The organism is Streptomyces sp. a15, from assembly GCF_059026085.1.
Genome location: NZ_JBWLKM010000008.1, coordinates 130,218 through 147,515 on the forward strand (window position 1 = coordinate 130,218; position 17,298 = coordinate 147,515).

Annotated in this window: 17 protein-coding genes and 1 pseudogene; 2 read left to right on the top strand and 16 right to left on the bottom strand. The window is 71.1% G+C overall.

From position 1 onward, the window contains the following. Positions 1 to 144: 144 nt before the first annotated feature. The 6 genes from AC5P09_RS11790 to AC5P09_RS11815 form a co-directional block, all read right to left on the bottom strand. Positions 145 to 480 carry a hypothetical protein gene (locus AC5P09_RS11790; protein ID WP_493873803.1) on the bottom strand — a complete coding sequence of 112 codons (336 nt, stop codon included), beginning with the start codon at positions 478 to 480 and terminating at the stop codon, positions 145 to 147. Continuing rightward, positions 477 to 1,688: a DNA cytosine methyltransferase gene (locus AC5P09_RS11795; RefSeq protein WP_493873804.1), complete on the bottom strand. Its 1,212-nt coding sequence runs from the start codon at positions 1,686 to 1,688 to the stop codon at positions 477 to 479. Before AC5P09_RS11795 ends, AC5P09_RS11790 begins: the two co-directional genes overlap by 4 nt. Next, positions 1,685 to 2,671: a DUF2637 domain-containing protein gene (locus AC5P09_RS11800; RefSeq protein WP_493873805.1), complete on the bottom strand. Its 987-nt coding sequence runs from the start codon at positions 2,669 to 2,671 to the stop codon at positions 1,685 to 1,687. Before AC5P09_RS11800 ends, AC5P09_RS11795 begins: the two co-directional genes overlap by 4 nt. After that, complete coding sequence (locus AC5P09_RS11805; RefSeq protein ID WP_493873872.1) at positions 2,668 to 2,958, bottom strand: hypothetical protein; 291 nt, start codon at positions 2,956 to 2,958, stop codon at positions 2,668 to 2,670. The genes AC5P09_RS11800 and AC5P09_RS11805 overlap by 4 nt, the downstream gene beginning before the upstream one ends. 92 nt (positions 2,959 to 3,050) lie before the next feature. After that, entirely contained in the window at positions 3,051 to 3,497 is a 447-nt protein-coding gene (locus AC5P09_RS11810; protein WP_493873806.1) for a transcriptional regulator, read from the bottom strand. Positions 3,498 to 3,537: 40 nt separating this feature from the next. Beyond that, positions 3,538 to 4,311 (bottom strand): DUF4097 family beta strand repeat-containing protein, encoded by a 774-nt coding sequence (locus AC5P09_RS11815; RefSeq protein WP_493873807.1) that lies wholly within the window; start codon positions 4,309 to 4,311, stop codon positions 3,538 to 3,540. A 611-nt stretch (positions 4,312 to 4,922) separates the two neighbouring features. On the opposite strand from AC5P09_RS11815, the gene AC5P09_RS11820 reads away from it, so the two are divergent. After that, on the top strand, positions 4,923 to 5,690 hold the full coding sequence (locus AC5P09_RS11820) for an XRE family transcriptional regulator (protein WP_493873808.1): 768 nt from the start codon (positions 4,923 to 4,925) through the stop codon (positions 5,688 to 5,690). Between the two features lie 2 nt (positions 5,691 to 5,692). Then, positions 5,693 to 6,166, top strand: a complete 474-nt coding sequence (locus tag AC5P09_RS11825; RefSeq protein WP_392775928.1) for an NUDIX domain-containing protein — start codon at positions 5,693 to 5,695, stop codon at positions 6,164 to 6,166. On the opposite strand, the gene AC5P09_RS11830 is transcribed toward AC5P09_RS11825, so the two are convergent. From AC5P09_RS11830 to AC5P09_RS11875, 10 genes and pseudogenes are all read right to left on the bottom strand, one after another. Further along, on the bottom strand, positions 6,154 to 6,720 hold the full coding sequence (locus tag AC5P09_RS11830) for an HD domain-containing protein (protein WP_493873809.1): 567 nt from the start codon (positions 6,718 to 6,720) through the stop codon (positions 6,154 to 6,156). The two genes, AC5P09_RS11825 and AC5P09_RS11830, sit on opposite strands and share 13 nt — an antisense overlap. Continuing rightward, positions 6,717 to 7,184 carry a GntR family transcriptional regulator gene (locus AC5P09_RS11835; protein ID WP_493873810.1) on the bottom strand — a complete coding sequence of 156 codons (468 nt, stop codon included), beginning with the start codon at positions 7,182 to 7,184 and terminating at the stop codon, positions 6,717 to 6,719. Before AC5P09_RS11835 ends, AC5P09_RS11830 begins: the two co-directional genes overlap by 4 nt. A 327-nt stretch (positions 7,185 to 7,511) precedes the next feature. After that, the gene (locus AC5P09_RS11840; RefSeq protein WP_493873811.1) at positions 7,512 to 8,426 is read right to left on the bottom strand and encodes a chitosanase; all 915 of its coding nucleotides are present in this window, start codon (positions 8,424 to 8,426) and stop codon (positions 7,512 to 7,514) included. A gap of 100 nt (positions 8,427 to 8,526) precedes the next feature. Next, positions 8,527 to 9,684: an SUKH-4 family immunity protein gene (locus AC5P09_RS11845; protein ID WP_493873812.1), complete on the bottom strand. Its 1,158-nt coding sequence runs from the start codon at positions 9,682 to 9,684 to the stop codon at positions 8,527 to 8,529. Positions 9,685 to 9,861: 177 nt separating this feature from the next. Further along, positions 9,862 to 10,438, bottom strand: a pseudogene (locus AC5P09_RS11850) (AAA family ATPase). Beyond that, a complete protein-coding gene (locus AC5P09_RS11855) occupies positions 10,438 to 10,581 on the bottom strand; it encodes a hypothetical protein (RefSeq protein ID WP_493873813.1) in 144 nt (47 codons plus the stop codon). Before AC5P09_RS11855 ends, AC5P09_RS11850 begins: the two are co-directional and overlap by 1 nt. Then, entirely contained in the window at positions 10,578 to 12,887 is a 2,310-nt protein-coding gene (locus AC5P09_RS11860; RefSeq protein ID WP_493873814.1) for a xanthine dehydrogenase family protein molybdopterin-binding subunit, read from the bottom strand. Before AC5P09_RS11860 ends, AC5P09_RS11855 begins: the two co-directional genes overlap by 4 nt. Further along, complete coding sequence (locus AC5P09_RS11865; RefSeq protein WP_493873815.1) at positions 12,884 to 14,539, bottom strand: (2Fe-2S)-binding protein; 1,656 nt, start codon at positions 14,537 to 14,539, stop codon at positions 12,884 to 12,886. The genes AC5P09_RS11860 and AC5P09_RS11865 overlap by 4 nt, the downstream gene beginning before the upstream one ends. Continuing rightward, entirely contained in the window at positions 14,536 to 15,429 is an 894-nt protein-coding gene (locus AC5P09_RS11870) for an FAD binding domain-containing protein (RefSeq protein ID WP_493873816.1), read from the bottom strand. The genes AC5P09_RS11865 and AC5P09_RS11870 overlap by 4 nt, the downstream gene beginning before the upstream one ends. A gap of 225 nt (positions 15,430 to 15,654) precedes the next feature. Continuing rightward, positions 15,655 to 17,298 carry a beta-N-acetylhexosaminidase gene (locus AC5P09_RS11875; protein WP_493873817.1) on the bottom strand — a complete coding sequence of 548 codons (1,644 nt, stop codon included), beginning with the start codon at positions 17,296 to 17,298 and terminating at the stop codon, positions 15,655 to 15,657.

Here is a 17,298-nt window from a genome sequence, read left to right on the forward strand (position 1 = left end):
GTGCCGAGTAACGGTGCCGATTGGGGCCGTAGTAGGACGCGTTGTCCTAGTCCGGTGAGCAGTTGTCCCCCAAGGGTGGCGCCGCTTCAGGGAAGGAAGTGACACAGTTTGTATCTCTCTTTTCCCTTGACACGGCGCTGCCGACTACAGGTCGAACAGACCGTCCTGTTCAGCGGTTGATGCCGCCTGCTGTTTCCATGCGAGCCGCGCGGCGGCGGCGTGGCAGTCGGGGCACCACGCGCGCAACTCGCTCGCCGCCAGACTGGCGGCGGCTACGTCGGTGGTGAGCGGGTCGACCGAGGCGGCCATCAGCCTGACCAGTCGGCCGTGCTTGCTGGTGTGGTGGTCGTGCTCGCGGGGGCACCGGCCGTCGGTCTTGCCGTGCGGGTTGCCGCACTGGCCGGTGCACTGGCAGCGGTAGCCGGCCGCCTCCATGACCGGCAGCCAGGTGCTGGCGGCGGCGAGGGGCTGTGACTTCATGCCGCCGCCCTCCCCCATGTCGCGGGCTCGCTGCGACTGAGCAGGATGCGCAGGGCGGCGACGGCTTGCGGCCAGACGACGCCGTTGCCGAGCGCGGTGAGCTGGCGGGTGCGGGACAGGCCGGGCACGGCGGTGACGTGCCCCTCGGGAACAGCCATGAGCCATTCCACGAACGGCGGGTTCAGCCGTCCCAGAGCGTCAACTGGCCCGGGGGCGGGGCGGCCGATGACCGCCTCCCACCGCCGGATCGCGTCGGCGTACTCGCCCCAATCTGGTGCGCGGCCGACGGCAGGGTCAAGTCCCCCTTGCCCCGGCGCTGATTGGGGCCGCCATTGCTGCCGTCCGTCGCACATGGCGTCGGCAACAGCCGACGGGCCGCGTCCGTCAGCGTCTCCCCGTGCCCCCACGCCGGGTTCGCTCCACTGCTGCTCTTCGCGTCCGTCGCGGTCGGCGTCGGCAGCAGACTTGCCACCTCCGCCGCCAGGCTCTTGCCGTGGGTCCCGGCCTCCTGCGACGGAGACCGCTTGGTCTGCCGGTTCTCGTTCTCCGACGCCCGCGGGGTCGGCAGCAGCGAGACGACGTGCCTCAGGTTCATCCCGCCCTGCGCCGCGTGCCCCGCCCCGGTGCTCTCCGACGTCGACGGCGTCGGCAACAGCGAGGTGACGGCCGTCGGCAACTGCCCGCGCTGCCCACCGCCGCGCCAGTCCCTCGCCGCCGGAGTCGGCAGGCCAGGCGAGGAAGAACAGCCGGTTGCGCTGGTGAGCGGCGCCGATGTCCGACGCGCGTACACAGCACCACTCCGCATCGAACCCGATGCGGGCAAGGTCACTGAGCACGGTGTCGAAGCCGAGGGAAAGGTGCCCTGCGACGTTCTCAAAGACCGCGATTCGGGGTCGTAGAACCCCAAGGGCGCGGGCGATGTGCGGCCAGAGGTGCCGGGCATCTTCAGTTCCCTTCCGTTTGCCCGCAGTACTGAACGGCTGGCACGGATAGCCCCCGGTGAGGATGTCCACCGGCTCGACGCCGTGCCAGTCCAGGGCGGTGATGTCCCCGAGGTTGGGCACCTCGGGATGGTGGTGGGCGAGGATGAGCGCGGCGCCGGGGGCGTTGTCCGCCACCCACGCCAGCTCACCGCCGAACACGTGCCGCACGGCGATGTCCAGACCGCCGTAGCCGGTGCACAGCGACCCGATCCGCAGCGCGCTCATGCCGCCGCTCCCCCGGCGTCGGGGGTGTCGACGGCGTGCAGGCCGGGTCCGTCGGCGCGCTCGGTCCTGAGGGTGTCGCGGACCTGGCGGGCGCTGGCCTGCGAGATCCGCAGGGTAGTCCGCAGCCGGTCGGCGGTCAGCTCCGCCTCGGGCCAGTCGGCGGTCACCGTACGAGCCTCGGTCAGCACCGCCTCGAACGAGCGCGGCGGGGTCTTGGCCTTGGGCGCCGGGCGGCGACGCGGGCCGGGCGCCTTGCCGGTCTCAGGAGTCGAGGGCGGCCGGGCGGGGGTGGCCTTCTCAGGTACGGCGGGGGCGCGGTCGCCCATGCGGAGCATGACCCGCTCGCGCCGGGGCGTCTTGGACCGCCAGTGCCGCCCGTAGCGCTCGCGCAACTCCGCACGGGCCAGCAGGCGTTCGCGCTCCATCTCCAGCGCGACGGCGTAGGAGGTGACCTCCCACAGCGTCATCCGCCGCCACAGCGCGAACGTCGAGGCCGGGGCGAGCAGCCAGCGCGAGACGCGGATCTTCTCCATGCGCCGTCCGATGGCGGCGCCGATCCGCACGGCGTAGACGTGCGCGCCGATCTCGGAAAAGACCACCCACAGCAGCGGCATGGTGCCGTGCGCGACCTTCGCCCACAGGTCGGCTCCGGCCGCGACGTTCAGGCCGCAGGTGATCAGGGTGAGCACCCAGGGCACGAACCGCACCCACGCAAGCGCCATGTCCATCCGGATCAGCAGCAGGTTGGCCACGGTGAACACCGGAATGGCCACGTCGATACCGACGGGGAGCATCCACGGCTCACCGAACCCCCACCGCAGCGCGGCGGCGGACACGGCGTCGAAGGAGGAGATCAGACCCAGCGCGCCGACCCCGGCGGCGGCGAGCGCCCCGAGTCCGGCAAGGCCCATCTCCGGGCGGGTCAGCGGCGGCACCCCCGAAGCGGGCACGCCGACGGCGGGGGAAGAGCTTTCGGCACTCATGCCGCTTCCCCCGTCCCGGCCCGGTGGCCGCGAGCCGAGCGCAGGAACGGCACGGTGCGGGTCAGAGCGTCGGCGTACAGGGCGTCCCAACCGGCGATCTCGTCACCGGCCGCCGCTTCCGCGACCAGGTCGGCAAGCACGTCACGGGCCGCGTCCTCGCGGGCCGCGCGCTCGCCGTCCGTCTCGAACTCCAGTGGGCCCCGGAACAGGTCGACGTCGATGCCGAGCGCCAGTTCCGCAAACTCCAGGTCGCCGAACGCCTTCTGACCGGCGACGAAAGTGCGCATACGCATGGTGGGATCTCTCCTTGATACGTCGGGAAGGGCGCGGGGCGGTCGGTTGTCCTGTCCGGGAGCGACCGCCCCGCGAAGAACGGGGGTCAGACGGTGGTGATGATGAGCGCGGCGACCAGCAGCCACAGGTGGTGGAAGGACTGGTCAAGCGCGTACGCGCCGGTGCCGATGTGCGGGTTGTCGTCGCGGCCGGCGCGCGGGGCACCGAGCCGGTAGAACTCGCCCTTGCCGGTCACCCGGGCGAGCCACGCGAGCGTGGTGCGCCGGTCGGCCCACCAGTGCGTGACCGCGTCGACGGCGAGGCCGACGACGGTGCCGGGCACCGACAGGTGCAGGCCCAACAGCGCGGCGGCCGGGATGAGCACGGCGAGTTTGGTGAGAGTGAGGGTGGCGACGTGCCGGGCGTCCGCGAGGCGGCCGACCCAGCCGGGGCGGCCCTTGTGCGCGGACTGGTGAGAGGTCTGCACCCAGTGGTCCCCCACGCTGTGGGCGACGTACAGGGCGATGAACACGGCGGCGAACGTGGCAGCCATCGGGCGACTCCTGGTCGAGGCGGAAGGGCCGGGCGATGGTTCAGCCGTTGCGGACGCGGCCGGAGACGGTGTTGGCGGACACGCTCAGGTGACGGGCGCCGGAGAGGCGGACGTCGCCGGAGACGCTGTGTGCGCTGACGTGCCCGGAGGCGCCGTTGGTGGCCTGCACCTCGATGTCTCCGGAGGTGGTGCCCAGGGTGGCGGCGCGGCCGTCGTACAGGTCGATGTCGATGTCACCCGACACCGCGTGCGCGGTGATCTGCCCGGTGACGCGGCCGACGTGGATGTCGCCGGAGGTGGTGTTGGCCCGCAGCTCGCGCACCCCGTCGGCGTCCAGGTCGCCGGAGACGGAGCGGAACTCGATCCGGTCGACGTAGCCGAAGACTTCGGCGTCGGCGGACTGCGAGACGACCGCAAGGGAGGAATGCGGGGGCAGGCACACCGTGGCCTCAACTGGGCTGACGGTCTGCATGCTGTTCATGCCGCCGGACACGACGCGGCCGTTGATGATGGTCACGCCGGTCATCGAGCCGTAGACCGTGCTGACGTTCTGCACGATGCGGTTGCCGCGACGGCTCTGCACCATCACGTTGCCGGGCATCTCCGGCACCTCGATACCGAACGCCTGCCCGTTCTGCGTGCTGCGGGCGCGGTTCACGGCGTCGGCCGCCGGGCCGGTGGTGTCGTCGGTGCGCAGCACCATGCGGGCGGTGATCAGGCTGTCGAGCACCTGGACTCGGACGCTGCCGACCGGCAGCGACAGGCCCAGCACGATGGGGCCGGAGGTCTCGGAGACGAAAACGCGCTCGGTCATGGGCTACTGCTCCTGACTGCGTCGGGAAAGGAAGACCGAGCGCGGCGGGATGTCCTTGTCCGGGAGCCGCCGCGCTCGGTAAGCAGGCCAACGCCGCACGAAGCGGCAGGCCAAGTGCCCCGGGCCCGATCCGATCGGGCGCCCTCGCGGCTGGTTGCCGGGGCCGTTGCTGAGTCGATGAAGCGCGAGGGGCTGGCCCTCGCGAAGGTGCTGCGGATTCAGATCACGCAATGCCGTCACCGCCCCGAGGGGCGGATCCGGGCAGGTCACCCGGCCCGACATGGTCGGTCGGGATGGTGACCCGCACCCATCGACCACCCGTGTTCAGGTGGCTGGGTCGGCACTCTGTTGAGTTCTCAAGGAACCGGCGCTTCCTTCGTACTGACCCCTGCGGGCTTTCCTCCGGACGCTGTGTTGCAGTACCTGTTTTACAGGTACTGCATAGGGGCCCGTCAAGTACCGCAACGGAACCTCTTGCGCTTTGCACCGGGACTTCTTGGCGCACAATCAGAATCGCCCCAGGTCAGGGGACTTGGTCACCCCCTCCGTGGACACCTCAAGGACATCCGGATACCTTCAAGAGGTCCCAAGACGTCCCACCGGGGGTGCAGATGTCCAACGAACGTTTGCGGTCTGCCCTGTTGGCGAGCGGCATGACGATTCAGACGCTGGCCGAAGAGATCGACGTAAACCCGAAGACCATCGAACGCTGGATCACGAAGGGAAAGGTTCCGTACCGGCGACACCAGTACGCGACGGCCACGGCGCTCAAGGTCGATGTCACGACGTTGTGGGACGACGACCGAGCTATTGAGAGTGCGGCGGACCTGACGAAAGCCGAGATCGTCACGGTCTACCCGCATCGGCACACGGTGCCGCCTGGCCTCTGGCGAGAGATCTACGGCCGGGCGCGGCAGAACATAGACGTGCTCGTCTACTCCGGACTCTTCCTCTCCGAGGACCCCGTGTTTCACGACCTCGCCAAGGCGAAGGTTGAGGCAGGCGCCCAAGTGCGCATCCTGCTTGGGGACCCCGACTGTGCGGCAGTACAGCAGCGCGGCATAGACGAGGGTCACCGGATCATGGACGGCAAGATTCGAAACGCCCTACTGCACTACCGCCCGCTCGTCAGGAGCCATCCTGCGATCGGACTCCGGCTGCACGATTCGACGCTCTACAACTCGATCTACCGGTCCGATGACGAGATGCTCGTGAACCCCCACGTCTACGGCATCGGCGCCTACATGGCCCCTGTCCTGCATCTGCGCCGCCTGCCCGGTGGCGGTCTGTTCGACACGTACGCGAATAGCATCGAACACACCTGGGAGAACGCCCGGGCGATCGCGGCCGAAGACATTCCGAGCATCACAGGAGCCTGACCATGGGACGCATTGACTACCTGCACGACCCCGACGCCCCGCCGGCCAACTCGGTGGTGCCGTCGGTGGTCGCGTTCGTACAGAACGACGCAGGCCAGGTGCTGATGATCCAGCGCTCGGACAACGGGCGGTGGGCACTGCCAGGCGGCGGTCACGACGTGGGCGAGTCGATCAGTGACACGGTGGTGCGCGAGGTGTGGGAAGAGACCGGTATCAAGGCGGAAGTCGTCGACATGTCCGGGATCTACACCGACCCGGGCCACGTGATGAAGTACGACGACGGCGAGGTCCGGCAGCAGTTCAGCATCTGCTTCCGCGCTCGGCCGGTCGGCGGCGAGGTACGTACGAGCAACGAGACGACACAGGTCCGATGGGTAGACCCATCGGACCTGTCGAAGTTGGACGTCCACCCCACCATGCGCCTCCGTATCGAGCACGCCATGGACCGGACCCGCCCGGCTCCCTACATCGGCTGACGCTTCGCGGCGGCAACCCGTTCGAGCACGCGGGACGTACTCGCGAGAATCTCCGGTTCGGCGCGACGGATGAACGTCCCGATCAGGCTGTCCGGACCGTAGCGACCGGTGATCTCGTTGACGCGGTCCACCGGATTTGTGGGCGTGCCGTCCGGAGTCGTGTTCATGTCGCAGTAGCAGAGCGCGTCATTGAGTTCAGCGCTCTCCCTCGGGAACTCACCCTCAAGTTCCTCGCGCAGCCCGCGGGCGTCCGCTTCCATCCACGAACAGGAGTGGTGGGCGACAAGGTGCACGACCCGCGCATCGGCGTCCGCGACATCCCGGAGGTAGCGGGCCCCGTCAAGCGGGTGGAAACCCGTCTTGGCGAGGTCCGGTGCGTAACCGATGTCGTGCAGGACCGCAGCCGCCTCCAACAGCTCGGCGTCCGCGCCGAGGATCGGCGCGATGGTGCGTGCGCGCTCGGCGACTCCGACCGAGTGCTTCCAGCGACGCGGCAACGGGTCAGCAAGCAGCGATTCGGCGAGCGGGTAGGCCCACTCCGTCAGTCCCGTCACAGTGAGGAACTCTCCTCTCGATTCGGCAGGGCCCGCACGGTCCGTGCCTTGCCCTGCCCCCCTCCGGACAGCCACCCTGCGGCTTCCAGCTTCTCCAGCGCCTTAGTCACCGTCGGACGCGAGACGTCGAACCTCTCGCACAGTGCGGAAGCGCTGGGGAAGGTTGCCCCGACCTCAAGGCCGTCATCCTCGAAAACGTCAGTGAGCCGTTCCGCGAGGGGCCGGCGGTCGGTTCGCTGTCCTTCCCTGACCACACGCCAGCGTCCGCCCGGCACCGGCTCCGCAGCGCCTTCCTGCTGAAGCACCGCGAACGCCCGGAGAACCACCCCGCGCGAGACTCCGTGATCATTCATGACCGCCGCGACCGACGGCACTTCGGCCATCTCCGGGTCCGCGTCGATCTGCGCCTTGAGTAGACGCGCGATCTTCTGAAAAGTCCCGCGCGGGCTTGCTTGCTGCGACACTCACCCTCCCTGTCCGCGTCTCCCGCCGTCAGGGTCTAGCCTGCCATGCTGAGCGTCCGGACGGAGCGCCCCGAGGGCTGAGTCTTCCGGCCCTGCGCTCCGTCCCTGAGCAGGCACGATCCCCGCCCACTCCGTCTCAGTTTCCGTCTCGTTCGTAGCCGTACGCGGCCGTTCAAAGCCGTTCGCCATGCCCCTTTGGGCCCGGCATCCGTACGGGTCTGAACACTGCCGAACGAGCCCGGATCATGCCCTGACCAGCCCGGACAAACCTGCAAAGCGAGTTACGCGGGTTCGAATCCCGCTACGGCCTCTACTGCACCGGAACGCCTACTGCACGCGGAACGTCTCCCCGTACATCTCCCACCGCAGCGGTGTCTCCAGGTCGAGGTTGCCGTCGTCGAGGAACCGCCGCTGGGTCGTGTCGACGCGGCTGGTGTCGCGCTCGGGGTCTTCGTGCTTCATCGCCTTGCGGTGGAGGTCCAGGAAGACGTCGAGGTAGGTCTTCTCGGTGCCGCCCTGGGACGGGATGTCCGCCTCGGCGATGGCTGTCTCGCGCAGGCCGTAGAAGCCGCGTGGTCCGGTGCCGGGGCCGTGCAGGACCATCGCGTCGTAATAGATGAACTGACCCAGCGTGCCGAGCCCGTCGAGCTTCGCCAGGCGCACGGCGGGGTCGAAGTAGATGCGGTCACGCTCGGTGTCCTGAGCCTTGCGGAAGGCGGCCTTCTGCGCCTCCTTCGCCCAGGCAGTGGTGAATCCCGGGTCCAGGCCCTCGTGGGAGTCGCTGCCGTCGACCTCGCGCAGGGCGGGCAGATAGCGGGCGAGGCCGTTGTCCGGGTGGCTCTTCGTGTAGCGCTCGACGAGCGCGAGCAGGTCGTGAGTGCCGGTGCAGAAGCCGACGATGCCGGCCGTGTAGCCGTTGCCGTCGCCGAGGTCCTCGATGTAGTCGTACTGGCCGCGCCAGTCGAGCGTGGAGTTCTCCGCGGTCGCCAGGATCTGCTGCGCGAGCTCCTTCTTGTCCGGGGCGCCGAGGCCGGGCGGCAGCTTGGCGATCAGGGCGTCGTCCCTCGCCCGTTCCGCCTCCGTTGTCGGTCCGGTTCCGGGCCGGCCCGCCCCGGAGGCCTGGGCTCCGTCGCTGTCCGACAAGTCCGGCAAGGGCGTCGAGCCGCAGCCGGACACCAAGAGGAAGATCGCCGCCATGGCCACCGGGGCGACGGCGCGAAGGAGTCGACGCGGACGATTCATGCCGCACAGAGTACGGGCGGTCGAAAGAGTGCTCGACCGCGGGATTCCGTATCAGGGTGTGATCATGCCGGGGCGCCTCCGCTCAGAGCACCCCGCCAGCTCAGAGCACCCCGCCCTCCTCGTCCCGGAACGCCTCGGTCCAGTAGTGCCGGCCTGCCTGTGTCGTCGTCCCCGTCGGGTCGACGGTCGACAGGACCTGGATCATCGTCGCGGCCAGTTGGTCGTGCGTGTCCGCGGTCAGGCCGTGGGAGAGGTCCTCGTCGATCGCCCGCTCGCGGCGGAGCAGCCAGAGGGCGAAGCCCAGGGTGGAGATGTCCGTGTTGAGGGGGTGGAGGGTGGCGTCGGACTCGCTCCAGTCGAGGACCGCGCCCGTCTCGCCGTCGAGCACGAGGCTGTGGTTCTCGACGAGGCCGCCCAGGCGTATCAAGTGGTCTGCCCGGAGCGGGAGTTCGGCGGAGGGGTTATCGGCGTGGTACTCGGCCAGCGTCGCCAGCGGCACGTCCGTGTCGAGGTGGAAGGGGAAGGCGTCCTCGGGCAGGCCCGTCTCGCGCAGGAAGCGGCGGGTCGCTTCGTGGGTGAGGGTGGCGGGGAAGTCGACGTCCTCGAAGCGGGCCACCTTGCCCCGGCCGAACTCCTGGTCCAGCAGACGGGCCGGAAGGTCCAGGGCGAGCCCGGACAGCGTGCCCGGTCCCGCGACCAGGGACAAGGGCCGGATCAGCGCGGCCATCTTCCAGAACGGCGGCACCTCACCGCCCGTCCCCTCCTGGAACACGGCCAGCAGTTGGCGTGACGCCTCCGCCACCGTCTTCGGGTCGAAGCGGCCGGCGTAGGAGGCGAACTGCCCTCGCAGCGAGGCCAGTTCGTCCGTGGCGTTCGCGAACCGCAGCAGCCGCTCCAGCGACGGCGCGAGCGGGCGGCGGCCCATCAGGTCGGGGCGGTCGTGGAGGAAGTACGTGGTCGAGATCTCGCCCGTCGCGCCGTTCAGCAGGACGGACTCCGTCTCCAGGCCGCGGGGGCCCACCAGTTCGCCTATGACCAGCTGGTCGCACAGGTCCGATGCCAGGCGGTCGGCGTCGCCGGTCGAGTCCGCCACCGTCCTGAGGCCCTCCCGGCTCAGTCCCGAGAAGGTGAACAGGCCGCTGTCGCCCGGGAGTCCGGGTCCCGTCAGCCAGCGGCGCGTCGACGCGTGTGTGACGTACGGATCCAGCTCGGCCTCGGTCAGCGTGATCGTCGCCGGGCCGGCGTAGGTCGTGCTCATGTGTTCCCCCGAATGTGCTTCTCTCACAGTCCCGCGCAGGGCGCGCACAGCTGCCCCGTTCCGGCGGCCGTCCCAGCCGTCCCCCACTGCTCAGAACACTACGCGGCACCACTGACAACGCCCCCGGACCCAACGCGCCCCGGCCCACCGGATCAAGCGCCCCGTCCCAGGAGACGCTCAGACCACCCTCGCGCGTTCCCTTCCGGCCAGGATCTTCGCCACGGTTTCCTCCACCGTCAGTTCCGAGGAGTCCACCCACAGCCCGATGCGCGGCGTCTTCGCCCGCAGCGCCCCGTCCAACTCCTCGACCGTCCAGGCCCCGTACCCCGTCTTCGCCCGCCCTGCCTCCCGCTCCGCGACGGCCTCCGGGCTCGGCGCCAGGACGACCACGTGCAGCGGGCGGGTGCGCACCAGTTGGACGTACGCCGTCAGGTCCGCGCCCAGCACCACGTCCTGCACCACGGCGGTGAAACCGGCTTCGGCGTATGCGTCCGCGGTCGCCGCCGACAGCCGGTACCGAAGCCGGAGTTGGGCCTCGCCCTCGCCGCCGATCTCACCCTCGCCGCCGGGCTCGTACTCCTCGCGCCCGGACACGATCATGCGCCGGAACACGTCACCGCGGACATGCGCCGCCCGCGGCAATCTCCCCCACTCTCGGCTTCGCTCGAGCGGGAGGTACCCCCATCGCCAGCGCCTGCGCGACCGTCGACTTGCCGGAGGCCATCACGCCCGTGATCAGCACGACGCCGCGCATCACACGAGGTACACGCCGCCCAGCACCACGATGATTGCCGCCAGCAGGAACAGCAGGACCCACACCGCCAACTTGCCCACGCTCGGCGCGGGTTCGTAGCGCGGTTCCTCCTCCGTCTCCGTCTCCGTCTCCGGCGTGCTCACTGTGCCGTCACCACCGCGGCCTGCGGCCGGATCGGCAGCCGGTTGACCGGGCGGCCCGTCGCGGCGCGGACCGCGGCGGCGATCGCGGCGGGCGACGTCACCACCGGCACCGCGCTGACCGCCTTCGCCCCGAAGGGGGCGACCACGTCACGCTCCTCGACCAGCTTCACGATGCGGATCTCGGGGGCGTCCAGGGCGGTCGGCAGGGCGTAGCCGGTGAGGTCGGGATGGCGGATCAGCCCGCGCGCGCTGCGCAGGTTCTCCGTGAGGGCGATGCCCAGGCCCTGGGTGACGGCGCCCTCGATACGGGCCACCAGCTGGGTCGGGTTCAGGATCCGGCCGACGTCCTGGGCGAGCGCCAGCTCCACCACCCGCACCGAGCCCAGCTCGATGTCGACGTCCACCACCGCGCGGATCGCGCAGAAGGCGAGGCCCACGAAGGCGTCGCCCTGACCGGTCTCGTTCAGGGGCTCGGTCGGGTGCGGGCGGCACTGGGCGGTCGCCCACAGTTCCTTGCCGTCCATCGCCTCGGTGACGGTGGTCGACAGGACGCCGTCGTACGACGTGATCTTGCCGTCGGTGATCTGGAGCAGCTCGGTGGACATGCCGAACTTGTGCGCCAGGGGCTGCAGAAGCTGGGTGCGGACCATCTTCGCCGCCCGCTCCACCGCGCCGCCCGACACCCAGGTGTGGCGGCCGCGGCTGCCCGGGCCGGCCGGCGGCTGGTCGGTGTCGACCGGGGCCACGTGGACCTCGTCGATACCGAGGGTCTCCTGGACGATCTGCCGGGCCAGGGTGGTGAAGCCCTGTCCCGTCTCGACCGCCGCGCACAGCACCGTCGCCACGCCGTCCTGGACCCGGACCGTGGCCGTGGAGACCTCGTCCGCGCCCTCCGCGCCCAGCATGTGCACCATGCCCAGGCCGTAGCCGACGCCCCGGCGCACCGCGCCCGGTTCGCCCGCGCCCTCGGGGCCGCCGGGCAGCAGCCACTCGTCCTCGGGGGTGTCCTTGGGGAGCGTGGGCAGCGGGAAGTCCCGTACGGCCTGGAGCAGTTCGGCGACCGGCGCCGGGCAGGTCACCGTCTGGCCGGTCGGCAGGACATCGCCGGTGGCCATGACGTTGCGCAGGCGCAGTTCCGCCGAGTCCACGCCCAGCTTCTTCGCCAGCTTGTCCATCTGCGCCTCGTAGGCGGCGCACACCTGAAGGGCGCCCTCGCCGCGTACGTGGCCGGAGGGCGGGTTGTTGGTGCGTACGGCCCAGCCCTCGATGAACGCGTTCGGGACGACGTACGGCCCGCAGGCGAACGAGACGGCGGCGGCCAGCGCCTCCGACGAGGTGTCCGCGTAGGCGCCCGCGTCGAGCAGGATCTGCGCCTCGACCTTCACCAGCTTGCCCTCGGCGTCGGCGTGGTGGCGGTATCTCAGCAGGGTGGGGTGTCTGTGGACGTGCCCCAGGAAGGACTCTTCGCGCGTCGCGGTGAGCTTGACCGGGCAGCCGGTCTTCAGCGCCAGCAGGCCCAGCGGGAGCTGGAAGCCCTGGTCCTCGCGGTCTGCGGTGGCGCCGGGGACGCCGGTGACGACGACCTTCACGCGCTCGGGTTCCAGGCCGTAGCAGGCGGCGGCCGTGTCGCGGTCGGTGTGCGGGTCGGTGGAGGCCACGTACAGCTCGACGCCGCCGTCGGGGCGCGGCACGGCGAGGCCGGCCTCGGCGCCGATCGGGGCGGGGTCCTGGCGGCCGATGCGGTAGAGGCCCTCGACGACGAACTCGCCGGCCGCGTCCGGGTCGCCGTGGCGCAGCGGGATGTGCCGGATCAGGTTGCCGTCGGGGTGCAGGGGCTCGGCCTCGAAGGCCTGCTCGGGGTCGGTGACCGGGTCGAGTACTTCGTACTCGACGATGACGGCGGCCGCCGCCATGCGCGCGGTGTCGGGGTGGTCGGCGGCGACGGCCGCGAGGGGCTCGCCGTGGTGGCGCACGACCTCGGAGGCGAACACCGGACGGTCGGCCTTGCCGCGGCCGTGGACCGGACGGCCGGGCACGTCCTCGTGGGTGACGACGGCCCGTACGCCGGGCATCTCGCGCGCGTGGCTGGTGTCGATGGACACAATGCGCGCGTGCGGGTGCGGTGAGCGCAGTACGGCCGCCCACAGCAGGCCCTCGGCCCACAGGTCGGCCGCGTAGGGGAAGGTGCCCTCGGTCTTCGCACGGGCGTCGGCGGCCGGCAGAGCGGCTCCGAGGCCGTGCGGGATCGGTTCGGGGGCGGGGGCTGCCTCCGCGGCGGTGGTCGCGGTGGCGGCTTCGTCGCTCACGCCTGGCCTCCGTCCTGTCCCTGTCCATTGCGGTACGAATGGTCGTGCCGTTCGACGGGTTCGAACGCCGACGGGTTGACGCCGCCGGCTCCCGGACCCGCCTGGTGCGGAATACGTGCCTCGTCCGCGTCCGTCTCAGTGTCCGCCGCGGAGTGTGCCTCGCGTTCCGCGACGACCTCCTTGACGGCCTCCACGACGCCCCGGTAGCCGGAGCAGCGGCACAGGTTGCCGCACAGCGCCTGGCGGGTCGCCATCTCGCTCGGCGCCGGGTTGCCCTCCAGGAGGTCGTGCAGGGTCATCGCCATGCCCGGCACGCAGAAGCCGCACTGCACGGCGCCGCACCTGGCGAGCGCCCGCTGCACGTCCGAGGGCTGTCCGTCGACGGCCAGGCCCTCGACCGTACGGACCTCGCTGCCGGCCGCGGTCACGGCGGGCACCAGGCAGGAGGCGACGAGCCGTCCGTCGACCTGCACGTTGCAGGCTCCGCACTCGCCTTGCGAACAGCCGTCCTTGGCACCGGCGAGACCGAGCCGCTCACGCAGCACGTAGAGCAGGGACTCGCCGATCCACGCGTCGGTGACGGGGCGGTCGACGCCGTTGACGCGCAGGACGTAGGAGGCGAGGGGGTGTTCCTCGCCGGAGGGCGGGGGCGCGGCCTCGCCGTCAGGGGTCCGCGCACTCTCCTCGTCGGCGTCCGTCTCCAAGGCGTGCTCGACGGGAGGCTCAGCGGCCTCCTCAACGGCCTCAGCGGCCCCCTGGGCCTCCTCGGACGCCTCGTCCGGATCTCCGGCCTCGCCGCCCCCGTGAGCGGCCTGTGAGGCGGCTACCACGGGTTCGGCGGGCGCTTCGGCGTACGGCGGCTCGGTGGGAGCTTCCGGTGCTTCGGCGTACGACGGCCGGGCGGGCGCCTCGGGCGCGTGCGACCGGGGCTGTTCGTGGTCGTGTCCGGCCGGGCCGGGCTCGACGGGTGCGTGGGTGTCCGGGGCGAACCCCTGCGGCGCGTGCGCGTCCGAGGCGAGGCCGCCTTCGCCGGGGGCGTGCGCGGCGGGCTGCTCGTGCGCGTGCCCCGCCTCCGCCGAGGGGTCGGCCGCGGGCACCTGCTGCGCCCACGGCTGTCCGGCACCCTCCGTCGCCCACGGAGCGGGCGCGCCGCCCGGGAGCGTGGCCGGCGGGGTGCCGCCCCACTGCTCGACCAGGGACGACGTGGTGAACTCGCCCGATTCGTCCGGCAGGTCACCGCCGGCGACGGGGATCGACCACTGCCCGGTCACGTCGTGACCCGGCGCCGGAGCGCCCGTCTCCTCGAAGTTCCACTGTCCCGTGGCGCCCGGGTTGTACGTGAACCGGTCGTTGCCGGCGTCCTGGGGCGCCGCGTTCGGGTCGGGCCACTGGACACCCTCGGCGGGCCTCGCCCAGGTGCCCGTCGCGTGCGGGTCGTTGCCCGCGGGGGTGGCCGGGTTGGCCGTTATCTGCGGCGGCACATAGCCGTGACCGGGTGCGGCGAGCGGGTCGGCGGAGGCGAGAAGGGCGTCGATGCCGCCTTCGGGGAGCTTCACGAAGGCGGTGGCGCCGTCGTCGTAGTCGCCCTGGGGCAGCGGGTCCCAGCGGCCCGCGCCCTGGGGCGTGCCTTCTCCGTGCTGGTCGTCGGTCACGACAGCGCCCTCCCCAGTGCTCGTCGGGCCAGCGCGGCGACGGTGCGCCGCAGGTGCAGTACGGCGGGCGGAAGCTGTTGTACGGAGCCGTCCTCGGCCGGGCCCGGTTCGGGGATGCAGGCCGCGGCGACGTACTCGCCGAAGGCGCTGAGGGCCTCCGGGACGATCGTGCGGTTGTTGTCCCAGTCGATCAGCTGGGCCACCCACTGCTCGGCGTCCAGGGGCCTGAGCGGCATCGGCGCTATGGCGCCCACCGCGCACCGGACCCCGCGGCGGGCGGGGTCGAGGACCAGGGCGACGGACGCGAGGGCCCGGCCCGGGCCGGTGCGGCCGGTCGCCTTGAGGAAGACCTGCGGGGCGTGCAGCAGGGGCACGCGCACGTAGCCGATGAGCTCGCCGGCGCGCAGCATCTCCATGCCGGCCAGCAGGTGCGACACCGGGATCTCCCGGCGGGCCCCGCCCGGGCCCGCGATGATCAGCGTCGCCTCCAGGGCGGCCAGCACCGGAAGCGCGTCCCCGGTGGGGGACGCCGAGGCGATGTTGCCGCCCAGGGTGCCCGCGTTGCGGATCTGCGGCGGGCCGGCGGCGCGCGCGGAGGCCGCGAGCGCCGGGATGAGGGCGGCGAAGTCGGGTCGGCCCATGCGCGCGTGGGTGAGTCCCGCGCCGAGCAGGGCGTGGCCGTCCTGGTACTGCCAGCCGCGGATCTCGCTGATCCGCCCGAGGCCGACCAGTGCGGCGGGCCTGAGCTGTCCGGAGTTGACGGCGGCCATCAGGTCGGTGCCGCCGGCCACGGGCACGGCGGCGGGCATGGCGGCCAGTGCCGCCACGGCCTCGTCCAGCGATGTCGGCAGCGTCACGGCCTGCGCCGCCTGCGGTGCGTGCGTGGTCAAAACCGGCTGCCCCTTCCCGCTGCCCCACCTGGTCCCACCTGTGTTGCCGTACGGTACGTGCTGACAGGGCGGACGTGGCAACTCTGGCACATCTTCGCAGGACCCGAGCGCGGGGGTCCGCTAGGAGGCATTCGCCCACCTCACCAGGGAGATGGTCCGTTTTCGCACGGCATCACCGGTGCGTACTGATTGACACTCTTCGGTAACTCTTGCGGGTTTTCTCCCTTACCTGTTCGGGGGCGGTCCGTCGATCGGCCGGCCGAGCACACCGGGCCGCCGCTGCCACGGCAGGGGCCCCGCCGGCGGCCGGTAGCCGACCCCCAGGGCGTCAAGTCGCCGGTAGTGGACGGCCATCCGCCGCTCGAAGTCGGCGAAGTCCCGTGCCGCCGGGGCGGCCAGGGGACTCCAGGCCACCTCCGCGAAGGCCGCCAGCCGGGGGAAGGTCTGGTAGTCCACACGCCCTTGGTCCTCCATCACCTCGGTCCACACGTTGGCCTGCGCGCCGAGCACGTGCCCGGCCTCCTCGGGCGTCAACTCCGGTGGAACGGGCTCGAACCGATAGACGTCCTCCAGAGTGCGGACGTAGCCGATGGGGACCGGCTCGTCCGCACCCGCGTGCTGCCGGTGGTCCAGGTACACCTGCTGCTCGGGGCACATGACGACGTCGTGTCCGGCCCGCGCGGCGGCGATCCCGCCCTGGTACCCACGCCACGAGGAAACCGCCGCCCCGTCCGCGAGACCACCCTCCAGGATCTCGTCCCAGCCGATGAGCCTGCGCCCGCGCGCGGAGAGCCACGTGTCGAAGTGTCCGATGAACCAGGACTGCAACTCGTCCTCGTCCGCGAGTCCGAGTTCCTCGATACGGGCCTGGACGAAGGGCGACTCCCGCCACTGCTCCTTGGCGCATTCGTCGCCGCCGATGTGAATGAACTCGGAAGGGAACAGCTCCAGCAGTTCCTCGAACACCCCCTCGTAGAAGCGAAGGGTGTTGTCAGTGGGTGCGAGTACGTTCAGAGAGACGCCCCAGCTGTCCCAGACCGAGAGGGAGGTCGTGTCGATGACGTCGGTGTTGCCGAGTTCCGGGTACGCGGCGATGGCCGCCTGCGAGTGGCCGGGTACGTCGATTTCGGGGACGACGGTGATATGCCGCTCGGCGGCGTAGGCGACGATCTCCCGGATGTCGTCCTGGGTGTAGTAGCCGCCGTGCGGCTTCTCCTCCCACAGCGGTGAGGCCCGGTGACCGAATTTCGTCCGCGCCCGCCAGGAGCCGGTCTCCGTCAGCTTCGGGTACCGCTTGATCTCGACGCGCCAGCCCTGGTCGTCCGTCAAGTGGAAGTGGAAGACGTTGAGTTTGTGCGCCGCCATCAGGTCGAGGTAGCGCAGGACCCCATCCTTCGGCATGAAGTGCCGGGCCACGTCGAGCATCAGGCCGCGCCAGCGGAAGCGGGGGGTGTCCTCGACGAATGTGGCGGGTACGAGCCACTGCCGGCCGGGGGCAACGGAAGCCCGCCGGAAGGCATCGGGACCGAGCAGCTGACGGAGCGTCTGCGCGCCCCAGAACACCCCGGCCGGTCCGCCGCCGTGGATGGTGATGTCGTCCCCGTTGACGTACAGCTTGTAGCCCTCCGGGCCGAGGTGGCCGGCGTCCTCGGGCTGGACGCGCAGCCGGACGGGCTCGCCGTCGTCTCCCGCGCCGGGCGGCAGCGCGAGCCCCGTCGCTGCACCGAGCACGCCGCGCAGCCAGCGGGCGGTCGCCTCGGTACCGGGACCGGCGTCGATCACGGTGGCCTCGTCGATCACGAAACCGCCCGCCGAGTCGATGTCCCTCCACGTCGCGGGCGCCGGAATCAATCCCGTCGTCAAAGTCAC

Coding starts and splice junctions, on each gene's coding strand:
- AC5P09_RS11790 (WP_493873803.1), bottom strand. CDS start 480: ATGAAGTCACAGCCCCTCGCCGCCGCCAGCACCTGGCTGCCGGTCATG.
- AC5P09_RS11795 (WP_493873804.1), bottom strand. CDS start 1,688: ATGAGCGCGCTGCGGATCGGGTCGCTGTGCACCGGCTACGGCGGTCTG.
- AC5P09_RS11800 (WP_493873805.1), bottom strand. CDS start 2,671: ATGAGTGCCGAAAGCTCTTCCCCCGCCGTCGGCGTGCCCGCTTCGGGG.
- AC5P09_RS11805 (WP_493873872.1), bottom strand. CDS start 2,958: ATGCGCACTTTCGTCGCCGGTCAGAAGGCGTTCGGCGACCTGGAGTTT.
- AC5P09_RS11810 (WP_493873806.1), bottom strand. CDS start 3,497: ATGGCTGCCACGTTCGCCGCCGTGTTCATCGCCCTGTACGTCGCCCAC.
- AC5P09_RS11815 (WP_493873807.1), bottom strand. CDS start 4,311: ATGACCGAGCGCGTTTTCGTCTCCGAGACCTCCGGCCCCATCGTGCTG.
- AC5P09_RS11820 (WP_493873808.1), top strand. CDS start 4,923: ATGTCCAACGAACGTTTGCGGTCTGCCCTGTTGGCGAGCGGCATGACG.
- AC5P09_RS11825 (WP_392775928.1), top strand. CDS start 5,693: ATGGGACGCATTGACTACCTGCACGACCCCGACGCCCCGCCGGCCAAC.
- AC5P09_RS11840 (WP_493873811.1), bottom strand. CDS start 8,426: ATGAATCGTCCGCGTCGACTCCTTCGCGCCGTCGCCCCGGTGGCCATG.
- AC5P09_RS11845 (WP_493873812.1), bottom strand. CDS start 9,684: ATGAGCACGACCTACGCCGGCCCGGCGACGATCACGCTGACCGAGGCC.